The organism is Paenibacillus sp. FSL L8-0158 (assembly GCF_038592965.1).
Taxonomy (GTDB): Bacteria; Bacillota; Bacilli; order Paenibacillales; family Paenibacillaceae; genus Paenibacillus; species Paenibacillus polymyxa_D.
Genome location: NZ_CP151949.1, coordinates 4,181,492 through 4,193,660 on the forward strand (window position 1 = coordinate 4,181,492; position 12,169 = coordinate 4,193,660).

At 42.1% G+C, this 12,169-nt stretch carries 11 protein-coding genes and 1 pseudogene; 9 read left to right on the plus strand and 3 right to left on the minus strand.

What is annotated here, in order from left to right; all coding sequences use genetic code 11:
• Positions 1-133: 133 nt before the first annotated feature.
• From NSQ68_RS18435 to NSQ68_RS18455, 5 genes and pseudogenes are all read left to right on the plus strand, one after another.
• Positions 134-2,134: pseudogene (locus NSQ68_RS18435) on the plus strand (contractile injection system protein, VgrG/Pvc8 family); the annotation flags it as partial.
• A gap of 885 nt (positions 2,135-3,019) precedes the next feature.
• A complete protein-coding gene (locus tag NSQ68_RS18440; RefSeq protein ID WP_254351113.1) occupies positions 3,020-3,340 on the plus strand; it encodes a hypothetical protein in 321 nt (106 codons plus the stop codon).
• Position 3,341: 1 nt separating this feature from the next.
• A complete protein-coding gene (locus NSQ68_RS18445; RefSeq protein ID WP_342426802.1) occupies positions 3,342-3,869 on the plus strand; it encodes a hypothetical protein in 528 nt (175 codons plus the stop codon).
• Between the two features lie 728 nt (positions 3,870-4,597).
• A complete protein-coding gene (locus tag NSQ68_RS18450; RefSeq protein WP_342426803.1) occupies positions 4,598-4,930 on the plus strand; it encodes an Imm8 family immunity protein in 333 nt (110 codons plus the stop codon).
• Between the two features lie 259 nt (positions 4,931-5,189).
• Positions 5,190-5,549, plus strand: a complete 360-nt coding sequence (locus tag NSQ68_RS18455; protein ID WP_250239923.1) for a putative zinc-binding protein — start codon at positions 5,190-5,192, stop codon at positions 5,547-5,549.
• A gap of 233 nt (positions 5,550-5,782) precedes the next feature.
• Here NSQ68_RS18455 and NSQ68_RS18460 read toward each other — a convergent pair whose 3' ends face one another.
• From NSQ68_RS18460 to NSQ68_RS18470, 3 genes are all read right to left on the minus strand, one after another.
• On the minus strand, positions 5,783-6,307 hold the full coding sequence (locus NSQ68_RS18460; RefSeq protein WP_342426804.1) for a VOC family protein: 525 nt from the start codon (positions 6,305-6,307) through the stop codon (positions 5,783-5,785).
• Between the two features lie 51 nt (positions 6,308-6,358).
• Positions 6,359-6,985 carry a type 1 glutamine amidotransferase family protein gene (locus NSQ68_RS18465; protein ID WP_342426805.1) on the minus strand — a complete coding sequence of 209 codons (627 nt, stop codon included), beginning with the start codon at positions 6,983-6,985 and terminating at the stop codon, positions 6,359-6,361.
• Positions 6,986-7,094: 109 nt separating this feature from the next.
• Positions 7,095-8,057 carry a YafY family protein gene (locus NSQ68_RS18470; RefSeq protein WP_342426806.1) on the minus strand — a complete coding sequence of 321 codons (963 nt, stop codon included), beginning with the start codon at positions 8,055-8,057 and terminating at the stop codon, positions 7,095-7,097.
• Positions 8,058-8,344: 287 nt separating this feature from the next.
• On the opposite strand from NSQ68_RS18470, the gene NSQ68_RS18475 reads away from it, so the two are divergent.
• Genes NSQ68_RS18475 through NSQ68_RS18490 form a run of 4 tightly spaced genes read left to right on the plus strand, consistent with a single transcriptional unit; the run spans position 8,345 to position 12,139 of the window.
• Positions 8,345-9,847: a hypothetical protein gene (locus NSQ68_RS18475; protein ID WP_342426807.1), complete on the plus strand. Its 1,503-nt coding sequence runs from the start codon at positions 8,345-8,347 to the stop codon at positions 9,845-9,847.
• A 21-nt stretch (positions 9,848-9,868) separates the two neighbouring features.
• A complete protein-coding gene (locus NSQ68_RS18480) occupies positions 9,869-10,972 on the plus strand; it encodes a pentapeptide repeat-containing protein (RefSeq protein WP_342426808.1) in 1,104 nt (367 codons plus the stop codon).
• A 12-nt stretch (positions 10,973-10,984) separates the two neighbouring features.
• A complete protein-coding gene (locus NSQ68_RS18485) occupies positions 10,985-11,497 on the plus strand; it encodes a DUF1629 domain-containing protein (RefSeq protein WP_342426809.1) in 513 nt (170 codons plus the stop codon).
• 12 nt (positions 11,498-11,509) lie between these two features.
• Positions 11,510-12,139 carry a hypothetical protein gene (locus tag NSQ68_RS18490; RefSeq protein WP_342426810.1) on the plus strand — a complete coding sequence of 210 codons (630 nt, stop codon included), beginning with the start codon at positions 11,510-11,512 and terminating at the stop codon, positions 12,137-12,139.
• Positions 12,140-12,169: the final 30 nt, after the last annotated feature.

The window sequence follows — 12,169 nt, forward strand, 5'->3', positions numbered from 1 at the left end:
ACAAACCTTGTAATACATATCTGTCTTGACTCAAATTTGTACTCATCTGCGGCTTCTTTAATCAGAAGCGCATTCAGATGACGTGCTTTACTTGGAAATACCCATCGTGTCTAGAAAGGAGTTATGAACTCACTTGAGCTTATTAACAGATGGGATCGGATATGAAAATCTACGCTTTTATGGTCCCTTTCAGCCACTACACATCGAACAACTTCAAATAACACGCACCATTAACGATCATGCCTATTTACATATCAGTGGCATACTCTCCGAAGAACAAGGAGCTGCATGCGTCGGACAGGATATGGAGCAAGAGCCCATTGTGATTCGTCAGTTGGATGATCAGGGACAATCGCTGAGAAGGCTGTTCCATGGGATTGTCACGCGTATGTCCGTACATTGTGTGCGAGGCGTGTATACGTTTGAACTGGAGGCCGCTTCCCATTCGTACCAGATGGATATTAAGCGTAAAAGGCGCTCCTATCAAGATACTCACCGTACCTATGATGATCTGGTCACTGCGCTGGTTCGAAAATATCAGTACGGAGATGCTATTGATACGGTAAGCAACCGTGCCAAACTGGAGACATTTGTTTTACAATATGAGGAGACGGATTGGGCGTTTTTAAAACGTCTCGCTTCTCGCTTTGGCTCCGTACTTGTGCCAGAGGTAACCGCAGCCTCGCCCAAGGTTTTCTTCGGGATGCCAGAAGGCAAGCAGCATAAGGTGGAGCGGGATGTATTTTATCGAGTTCGGAAAACGTTTCATGAGTTGGATGCGGAAAAACCAGGCGAACGTGCTGGCTCGTATGTCACCTACATGATTGAAAGCCTGCAATTTTATGCACTAGGCGACCTCATCACGTTACCTATTGGACAAGGCAAAGAGCTGGTCGTGGTTCGAGCCGTGACAACCTTAGCAGATGGCCTACTGCGTACCCGTTACGATCTTCAAGCCGAACAAGATATCCGCTATGCCCGGTATGAAAACAATCAGGCCACCGGAATTTCGCTGACAGGAACAGTGCTCAAGGTACAGCAGGATTTTGTACAGCTTCAACTAGAGATTGATCCGAAGCAAGATCCTGCCAAAGCTTGCTGGTTTCCGGTGTCGACCCGTTATGTCGCCGAAGAACATAGTGGCTGGTACGATATGCCTGAAATCGGGGAACAAGTGGAATTGTATCTGCCTACCCACCGCGAACAGGATGCCTATGTAACGGATTCGCTCCGACAACAACGCCACGCAAATGGAAGGCCGAATGTTAAGGTATGGCAACATATCCAAGGTAGCGGCGTAGAAATGTCTGAACATGAACTGACCCTATCCACTTCCGGTGAATTTTTCATTACACTGCATGAAAGTAGCGGCATTACCATCGACAGCCCGGGGAATGTGTAGATTCAGGGTGGTCATGTGAAGCTGGGTGCAGGCGAGGAACTATCACTCGAAGCTGGCACGGCGCTATACTTAAAAGGTGGAGCCAGCAGCATGGTGCTGGATGGTGAGACGGATACCAAAGCTCCGGTGATTTATCAGGAAGGTACGGTGAAAGCTCCTGTTTTCGTAGCCGACCTCCCTCCTGTACCTGAGCCACCATTGATGAGCATCAAAGCATTTGAAGCAGCTCAATCAGCAGCCAAGGATTCATCTAGCAGCCATGCCTCTACCCCTAAAGCAAAAGTCACCAGTCCAGCAGAGCTTCAACAGGCGAATGCCATGATGGGGACAGTATCCAAGCTATTAGGCTCCATTCCGGTAATGGGGAAAGTGGCTGGCGTTGTTGTGGGAGCGCTAAGTGGACCTGCGGCGGGGGTGATTCTGAAAGCAACCGCAGCAATCCCTGTTCGGAGCAAAGGAACCCCTACCGTTGGAGGCAGTAGCAAAGGGAGCGAAGTTCACCCATTAAAATACTTGGCTGGTTTGGCCATGCAAGGGTTGATCAGTCTACATGAGCACGAGAAAGCTAAACAAGCCTATTATAACAAGTGGATCCTAGGGAAAGTGTATACGAGTGCACGTCATATTGTGAATTCCGGTGGCACATTGGAACTAGTTCAAAACCTACTGAAAGAATCGAATGCCATGGTTCATGCGTATCAGCAAGTTCCGGAAGATGTAAGAAAACGCTGGAGAGCCGATTACGACAGCCGCATGGCACAGCAGCAGCCTAAACAACAAGTTGAGAAGCCTAAGTCTTGGTGGGATCGTTACCTGGATTATACGGGTAGCAGCGCGATGATAAAAAGTCAAATAGCCATGGAGCAGGCACATGCTTCTCAAAAAACAGCAAACAGCCTAGCTGAATTATACAAAGGCATAGAGCAGGCTAATAACGTAAGGTCTCAAAATCAATTAAACTCCATTGGTGAATTTTTAGATTATTGGTCATTTGGTATACCTAAAGGATTGTATCAAGCCTATATGGAGCGCGGACGTAATCAAGGTAACTCTGGTAGTGACGCTATCAATTTTGCTACATTTGGAATAACAGAGGCTATACGTGGAGCTGTGACACCTGAAGATCCTTTGTCAGCAGACCATTTGTCCAATATCATTAGTGTAGCAGGGTTCCTTGAGGGAGTCGGTTCATTTCTCAAGCCGAAAACTATACTAAATTCACCAGTTAAAGAACCGGTTCGTCCAAGTCCTAAAATCATAAATGAAAAAACAGAGGCACCCCAACTTCCAAACCTGAAGCCCAATAAAGAGATTGAGGGGGTGGGTAATTCTGCAAAGATACCTAGAACAGGACCAGAATGGGATGAGTATTTCCGTTCAAAATATGGCGATGATCATGTAGACTGGAAAACTAGTTCTGAATACAACCTATATGGTCCTAATTATATTCCTTATACACCAAAAATCAGACCGAATGCTATCACTACTAAGCCTTCATTACCTAGAGGGGGGAAACCGGAAGGAAATTATGCTGATACTAAAGGTAAAGGTAGCCGAGGATTAGAAAGACAAAATGAAGCTGCAGATGTACTCACAGAACAAGGATATCGTACGACAATGCTTGACGAACTTGATAATGGAAATGGTTATGGTATTGATCCTAAAAAAAGTCCAGATTTCATAATAGAGAGGCAAGTATTTGATTGCTACGCTCCTGATACAACTACGAGTCTACGGAACATTCTTGATACACTCAGAGAGAAAACTACAAAACAAGCTAGAAGAATAGTGTTAAATTTAAATGATTATCCTATTGAAAAAAGACGCGAGCTTATTGAAAATTTAAAAAGTCAAACACATAAGGATTTAAAACATTTAGATGAATTGCTAATCATTGAAGATCGTCAAGTAACTAGAGCGTACTGGAGGTTTGAGTAAAATGGATTATAGGTTATCTATTGGCTACAATTTGTCTAGAGAAGCCTTGGGAAAGTTGCTTTACAATATGATATGTGAAGTGTTAGTAATGGAAATAAATTTTTATGAAGTAGAAGTAAAGGATTGGTCTGATACTCGACAGGTGAGTATTAGTTGCACTTATTTTTCTATAAGCATTAATTTAGATGATGAGGATGACTATTTAGAACGTTTTCGAGAAATGAATCTCGAAGATCACGGCGTGGATACAAATGTTCTTATTAGTATTCAATTTATATCGCGTACTTTTGATATTGGATGGTTAAAGCTACTCGAAGTTATTGGAAAACTATTGCGGTTAAATGATCAAGATTTGGTTGTTGAAGATGATTCCTCATACCCACTATTAAAAAGAATTAAAGGGCGCTTATTTATCAATAATAATCTAGATGAATATCAAACCAGGTATATCACTAAAGAAAATCTAGAACTACTGAATTATCCTTATTTAGAAGAAGATTTTTTTAAAGATAGCGGATATCGAAGGTAACTTTTTTCTGTTTATTGCATAATGAAATTGAAGGTAACCTTCTTGCAGGACGTGAGCAATATTACAGTTGGCCCTATACAATTGATAACGGTGATATTGTATGTAATGCGGGGGAAAGTTATCTTTCCTAGAGGATTGCTACGTAGCATTAATGATTGTTACTGAAAGTAAGCCTAAAATACGATATTAAAGAAACAGTTCCTTTTGATTTTATGAATAGCAGTAGCATAGAGCAAGCAAATTTTAAAAAAAGTAGAGTCTAAACATATGAAATCTCATGGAAAGTTGTTTGATTTCGATTTTTTTCAAGAGTATCTTGGATCTGGGAGAATAGCTATTAAGAATGAGTAGTTCAAATGCTAAATAAAAAGATCATCTAATGGCTTATTCTAATCTGAAACGATGAGGAAGAATGAGCCTTTTTTCCACGCAAAAATAAATTTTCATCCCTCCCTATCATTAGCCTACCAAAAGAATAAATAAAAAGATTAAGATGACTTTTAATCTAACGCCTGAGAGGAAGAAATATGTGCTTAAACTGATAGTTCATGTCCTATAACTGTGCAAGGAATCGTAAAACACGCCCCTATCTTTCCCCTAAAACAATGACTTGAGATCCTTCCCTATCTGAAGGCGTTTGAATTGCAAGAGAAAATGTTCGAAGAATACAGCGCTGGTAAGGCATAGGCACCAAAGCAGATAAGTAACTAGAATAGGAGGATAATTAATTGCTTACAATAAAGGCTTTAACAAAGATATACGAGGATTGGGGTGAAGATATAGACGACTTCTATATTACTTATAGCGTAGATATCGGACCCAGTGAAATAAATGGAGCATCAGACATGTTTTCATTCGAACTAATAAGTCCTAAAAGGTTAGATAGGATGGCAGATCAAGACGATATTATTATCGGGCATGGTCATTTTATAGCAAAGGACTTTAATGAAAATATACTTGAAGCCACATTAAACCGTATCATTAATAAATGCGCAGATAATGATATGAATAAGGCATACAAAGACCTATCAGCATATTTTCGTTGGGAGATGGATGAATAATTAACAATATCCCTGGAACCAGATTTATATTTAGACAAGGCTAATTCTCTATTAGAAAAAATAAGTTGAAGATGGGGATCTGGCTGAATTGTATACACACAGTTAGCCCTATAGCAGATTTCACAAAAATATTGTCGTGATCACGATCACGGTTTAGACTGTAAATTTAAGTTAAAATACAAACAATTTTAATTTTATTTCATCTAAAACCAAAGATACCGTGATGGATCACAAAGAAAAAACAAGGAAGTGTACAAAGATGAAAAGAACTGATTTACCTCTTGTCTATTCATGTTCTGGATGTTCCTCCGCAGCACAAACCGCTAACATGATCGCTATACAAATGGATCGAGAAAAAGTTGCTGAAATGTCCTGTATTGCTGGTGTTGGTGGTGATGTCAAACCGCTTGTCAGAACAGCAAAATCGGGACGTGACATCATTGCAATTGACGGCTGTCCCTTGTCCTGTTGCAAGAGTTGCTTAGCAAGACATGAGGTTCAAGCCAAACACCATTTCTTGCTGTCTGACTTTGACGTACCCAAGATAATAGGAGAAGATCCTAACCCCGATCATTATAGGAATGCTTACACACAAATCTTGGAAAAAATTGGACAATAATTCTTAATCAAAATTAAGGTGTGGTATCAAAAGATAGCTCACCTTTATTTCAACCCCTTCAAGGTGCTGGAACAGCATACAGTAAAAGTATAGCTGGCTCTTATTATGTAACAATATCGTAAATTAGTTTTTACTGGTGGCTCCTAACACATTTTTAAGGGCCACCAGAATTTCTATTACATCATTTCAGCAAACTGTCACTTTTAACAATTTCACCAAAAAAGTGATCGCATTTATTCTCCACTAAAGCTTTTCGCCCATTCAGCAACCCTACGACTACTTTCTTCTTCTGACAAATCCTCGATCCTGGTCATAATAGACCATCTTACTCCGCAAGGATCCAATATACTTCCGAATCGATCACCTGATACAAAGTTTGTAACGGGTTCCCTTACTTTTGCTCCTCTTGTTACCGCATTTTCAATGACCTGATCAACATTCATGACGTAAATTCCGAAAGAATAACACGCATTATCTCCATCTGGCGGCAAGACCAATTGATATGTTGGGTTCGCTACTCCCAGCTGCAAAAAACCATTTCCAAAATCTAATTCCGCATGAACAATTATTTTATTGCCATTCTCATCAGGATGTTCAGTAATATCCTTAACCCTTGCATTGAAAACTGTTTTATAGAACTCTATTGCTTCCGAAGGATTCTTCACTGCAATAAAAGGGGTAATAGATGTAAAGCCGTTGGGCATCCCCTTCTTTGTATATTTACCTGACACTCCTACATATTCTCTGCTTTCAGTCATTTTAACTCCTCCTTTAAATGATCTTAACAGTTCAATTTAATGCTCATACCTTTATTGGATTGAATTCATCAGTTCATAGTAATATTTGGATGCACGAGTCTTATTTAGACTATACCAGGCTTCTAATGTTTTAGAAGAAAACACACCCAGAGCTTTCAAAACATGTACGGAGAATTCCAACGGAGCCGTTCCAGATGCAGTGATTAGTTTTCCATCCGTTACAGCAGACTCCATTTTGTAATAATTTTCGCCCGTGTAGGTGGGACAGGTCATTTTGAGGTATTCCAGATCATTGCTTGTATGCCAACGTGAATTCAGCAATCCTGCCTGGGCAAGTCCCATAGTAGCACCACAAATCGCAGCAACCCATATCCCTTCCTCTAAGCACCTCTCAGCGATTTTTAAAATCGGTTGATGAATGGTTTCTGTCCATGTATTTCCACCGGGTAAAATCAATGCATCCGTGCTTTCAATTTTGCACTCATCCAGTTTGATGTCAGGCAGGATTGTCAATCCGCCCATGGTAGTGACAGGAGTCTTTTCCATTCCCACGGTAACTATTTTGGATGGGGCCAGCCCCTTTTTATAATATCTCCCCGAGTTCAGTTCGGCAGTTAAGTAACCGATCTCCCAGTCTGCCATGGTGTCAAATACATACAGATATACCGTACTATTCATTCACAGGTTCTCCTTATTTTATAATTTATCAAGTGATACCAGCCCTCGGTAATCCGTGATTATCCTCATTATAAAAAAACTTCACTGACATCCGCTGTCAGTGAAGCTTTTAACGTTGATAATATTCCATTAAATCCGATGCAACAGCAACAAGTTTTTTCTTCAAACTCTGTGGTTCGATGACTTGAATGGATTTCCCGTAGGGTAGGAGTAAATAAGGGACATAGGTATGAAGTGATTTCTCCTCAAGCAAAAAGATGGCTTGATTGGAGGTCCGCTCTTTCAGATGATGCCCCAAAAACCAATGTAGACATAAGTCATCCAATGCCTCTGACCTGCCTTCGATCATTAAAGAAATTAAACCGTCCTTGCCCACTAAATCAGGTAACAGATTTTGCATAAAAAATTCACGAGCCGAAAAAGCCTCAGGACGCTTAAATAGGATTGGAGTACGCTTGATTTGTAAAATCCGATCTGCCCGAAAGCTACGGATCTCATTCCTTAGGTGACAAAATGCAATAGTATACCATTTGCTGTTCCAGTAAACCATTCCATAGGGATCTATCACCCTATTCTTGGGTTGTTCTTCATGACTTGTGCGATAATCCATTTCTACAGAGAATTCGTTGGCTACAGCCTGCTCCAATTCTGCCAATATCGGCTGAAGAGAAGGATCTCCCATGCGATTTATCACTTCAAACCCGGCTAAATGACGGCTAAGTATACTTTCCTGCTCTTGATTTGAATACATTTTCAATTTTGACGTCGCATTGCTTAATGCCTCACTCAAAGGGTATCCAGCTTCTTTTGCAAAAACAGCAGCATGAAGGAGTGCCTTTTTTTCTTCCATATCAAATAGCAGAGGTGCTCTGATAAAATTATTCAGCAAGCTATACCCGCCATTATGACCCGTGTCGGATATTATAGGCACTCCGCTGGCACATAGAGCATCAATATACCGATAAACTGTCCTTATATTTATTTCTAACTTTTCGGATATTTGTTTTGCCGTCATCTTTACGCCCGAATTCAGCATCCATAGAATGGCCAGCATATTATCGTTTTTTGGCATAACATGAACCCTCATCTCTCATTAAAGTTCAATCTTTTATAAATATCTCTTTGTACTCTTCTTACCACCTATTATATGCTTTTTTCCACCTTATACTTCCCTCTCATATCTTCTAATTCCAGATTTACACATAGTAAATACCACAACGATTGGGTCATTCTGTAAACTAACTCTCTCTTTTAACCGATAAATACATATGCTGGATTTATCATTAATAACATTTCTAGCTGGGAATCTCATAATAACATTTACCAATAACAACTAAACAACTATAGAAGGAGACACCTATGGAAAACATCGTGACGTACGGTCATATCGAAATCATGCCTTATGAATTCGTCCGCCTTCATGAACTTAAAATCTTAAAAACAGTCAATGACCATGCTCGAATGATCTGTACGGGTATCATCTCGGAGAAAAAGCGAGAGCTGTATGTGCGTGCTTCCGATGAAGAAACCCAGGTCAAAGCTTTTGTTACAGACCAAAATGGCAATCGGCAACCCCTTTTTCGAGGCATTGCCTTGGATGTGGAGGAAAAAGTCGTTCATGGGGTCCATTACCTGACCGTCGAAGCCATATCCCATACCTACGAGTTAGATATTAAGCGGCATCAACGCTCTTTTCAGAACCCCAAGCTCACCTATACAGGTCTGATCGAAAGTATTGTATCCGACTATTCCAAAGCAGAAGCGATGGATGTTGTGTCCCATAAGAAGCCCATCGGCACTTTTATCATGCAATATGATGAGACCGATTGGCAGTTTCTGAAACGGATGGCCTCCCACTTCTACTCTCCGCTCATTCCTGCGGTGGGCTATGGAGTGCCGAAGTTTTATTTTGGCCTGCCTATGGGACTCAGTAAAGGAGAAATTAAATCAACGAATTATAAAGTCACCAAACGGGTCGCGGATTTTCAAACAGCCTCAGAGAACCATATCCCTGGCGTACGTGATGCGGATTTTATCCAATATGAAGTCGAGACGGAGAAAATGCTGGAGCCTGGCTATGAGGTGACCTTTCAAGGTCATAAGCTGATCGTAGCTGAGGTGCTAACGGAGATGAAGGACGGAGTACTGACCCATACCGCTAAGCTGTCACCGCGAAGCGGTTTACGTCCGATTAAAGACTACAATCGCTCCATTATCGGCGCTTCCATTCAGGGCAAGGTACTGAGCGTTCGTCGGGACAAAGTCCGTGCCCAACTCGATATGGACGATCAGCAAGATCCGAACACGGATTACTGGTTTCCCTATTCTACTATTTATGCCTCAGCGGATAACACGGGCTGGTATTGCATGCCTGAAGATGGGGACAGCATCCGTATCTATTTCCCCAGTTATAAGGAAGAAGAAGGATACGCAATCAGCTCGGTTAAAAGAGAACCGCAGCCTTCCGCGGGAAAATCTTCTGCGACTTCTGGACATGCCACAGCTTCTGCTTCGTCTGCCGGATCAAATTCTTCTTCAGCCTTGTCCGCAGCAGCTCCTGCGCCAGATCGAATGGCTGATCCTGCCATTAAGACGTTGCGAACCAAATACGGCAAAGAAATCATGCTCGCCCCGGATCAAATCGTTATTTCTGGCAATGGCATGTCCATTGTCATTAACGATAAAACGGGCATTGATATTGTAAGCGGGAAAAATGTGAGCATTAGCGCGGCTTCGGATATTGTTATGAGTTCCGGTAACATCCAGCTTTCCGCCGGAAAAATTGAGCTGTCTGGTAAAGGCAACACGATCACGTTGGATGACAAAACCACCTTCTCCGGCACGGAAATTAAGATGAACTAACGGAAGGCGAGAAACTAGCAGATGGATAAACAAGCGGCATTACACCATTTTAAAGAGCATCATTTTACACCTTTGCTGGACATTCAGTTGGACAGGCTGGAAGCCATGTTTCATCGCTACCAAGCTCAACTGATCTCCGATTTCAAAGAATCGTTTAGGGATTTGTGTATACACATTCTGAGCATGCAGCAACAAGGTCAAAAAGAACCCATTGGATATATACACTACTCGTTTTTGCGCACTCAGATACTGGAACAATCCTACCTATATATGGTCGAGGCTTATTCAGCAGAATGGTACGAAGATGATTCCGATTGCAAATTAACCTATGACGCATCATGGGCCTATGCACCGATGAGTACCATGTTGGAAACCTTGGAGCAGGAACGAAAAATATATATGGGGACGATCACTTCTGTAGACGTTGAACGACTGATGCTGGAATCTGCTCCTTTTTTCCACCAGTTTGTAAACTCCCTCCTGCGCTTAGGAATGGCAGAAGTGGTTCAAATGCCTGAGTATCTCGCCATTCATAAAGCTGATCGTTTAGCCATCCGAACAGGTGAATACAAGGATATCAGCGAGAATCTATATGTCGAAGATCGGGAAGCGCTTCTTGCAGAGGATGTGAAAGAACAGTTACTGCAATCCAGTGAAGATGAGCCTTATGTTTACGAAAACCTAAAGCGGCTATCTCTTCCCCAACTCCACCTGATCCAAAAGGATTTGCGCTATAACGATTTTAGCCACAGTGGCTTACGGGAAAGCCAGTTTCACAGCTGCATATTGATCGGAAGCATGTGGCAACGAGCGAATCTGGAAGGAGGCAGTTTTCAGGGATGCCTTCTGACCGACGCGGATTTTAGATATAGCGATTTGAGAGGTGCTAACTTCAAGAGTGCCAGCGGACAGCCGTATCGGGAACATGGAGTTCGGGTGCCGGGGCTATGTGGACTTCATTTTGAAAACGCCAACCTGGATGGGGCTGATTTTACGGATGTACATTCGTTTGAACATGCGTATTTTGAGGGGGCTTCGACGCAAGGAACCCTTGTCCCACGAAAGTACCAACAGCATTGGAAACTGAACGAAGCACAGCGTCAATCTATTGTGTGGACGGAATAAGGAGAAATGTGTATGCGCCATTATTATGTGCTGGTCGATGATCATCGTATTTCCCAAAACATTGAACCGATGAATTTGGACCTTTTTAAAACGCCATTTGTTGGCATGCCTCCGGCTCAGGTTTTAGATGTTCATGCGACAGAAGAAGCCGAGTATACGGACTGGCTACCGTTTTCAACCTCGCAACCACTATTTTCCGATCCTATGAAACGGATTCTAGAACTATACAATACACAAGCCCGTTTTAAGCAGGTGTATATCGTGAACCGTGAACCTAGCCGTCAGGAATTATATTGGATTTCATCCGTTCCCTCTGTGGATGGTATTTCGGAGCAGACTGAATTTTATCCGCATGATCAAACCCTAAAACGCCTTGTGCTGGATAGTCAAAAGGTGAATGGACACCATTTTTTTCGACTCTCCAACGTGAGGGAACCTTATTTTATCATTAGCTTGGAGGCTGCTGAAAGCTTGCTGCGGCGGAGTTTGAGTGGTTTTCGGCTACAAAAGTTAGAACTCTTATAAGGAGGTTCAACCTTGACGGAGCATTGGGATGAATTTTTTTTGAAACTGCATCATCAACAAATATTGAAAGAGCAATTAAGTACAGCAGAAAACGATGAAAGCTGGATGATGGTATCTATTGAAGAAGCGATAAAGGGAATTTCGAAAGGTTCACTAACGCTAGCAGATGAACAGGAAATCCGGTTTCAACCCCTTCCTGTCTTTGAAAATCAACTCACCATTTCCCTGCCTGACTCTCTTATTCCAGAAGTTCGGGCGGGACAGACGGTAGATCCGTCGAAAAGTTTCGTTGTTCAGGACAAGCTGGGTGGAATCTTGTTCGGTCTGCACCAAAGCAGGCAAGAACTGGACCCCACGCAAATAGAAATCTATCAACAACAGATGATTGAGCAAACGAGTCGCGCACAACCAAGTATGAAGCTCGTGGATGAAAAGGCTCTTTCTATTCAAGATACCATCATTGGCTGTTATGAAGCTATTTTTCTAGTTTCCCCCTCTCCCTACTATCAGATTGTCTTTGTGCGTTCCTGGCGCGGCAAAGCTGTGATCGGGAGTTGCCAATTTAAACTGGAGGATGCTCCCTTCTGGGTCCCGTTAACCTATGCCATGCTGCACACTGCGACATGGTCGGAGCTTTCTTGATTCTATACCTTTTATTCAAGGAGGTACTTA

Bases quoted from the DNA above. Each gene is read 5' to 3' on its own strand.
- NSQ68_RS18485 (WP_342426809.1), top strand. From the start codon at position 10,985: ATGCGCCATTATTATGTGCTGGTCGATGATCATCGTATTTCCCAAAAC.
- NSQ68_RS18445 (WP_342426802.1), top strand. From the start codon at position 3,342: ATGGATTATAGGTTATCTATTGGCTACAATTTGTCTAGAGAAGCCTTG.
- NSQ68_RS18460 (WP_342426804.1), bottom strand. From the start codon at position 6,307: ATGACTGAAAGCAGAGAATATGTAGGAGTGTCAGGTAAATATACAAAG.
- NSQ68_RS18475 (WP_342426807.1), top strand. From the start codon at position 8,345: ATGGAAAACATCGTGACGTACGGTCATATCGAAATCATGCCTTATGAA.
- NSQ68_RS18465 (WP_342426805.1), bottom strand. From the start codon at position 6,985: ATGAATAGTACGGTATATCTGTATGTATTTGACACCATGGCAGACTGG.
- NSQ68_RS18480 (WP_342426808.1), top strand. From the start codon at position 9,869: ATGGATAAACAAGCGGCATTACACCATTTTAAAGAGCATCATTTTACA.
- NSQ68_RS18470 (WP_342426806.1), bottom strand. From the start codon at position 8,057: ATGCCAAAAAACGATAATATGCTGGCCATTCTATGGATGCTGAATTCG.
- NSQ68_RS18440 (WP_254351113.1), top strand. From the start codon at position 3,020: ATGCTTGACGAACTTGATAATGGAAATGGTTATGGTATTGATCCTAAA.
- NSQ68_RS18455 (WP_250239923.1), top strand. From the start codon at position 5,190: ATGAAAAGAACTGATTTACCTCTTGTCTATTCATGTTCTGGATGTTCC.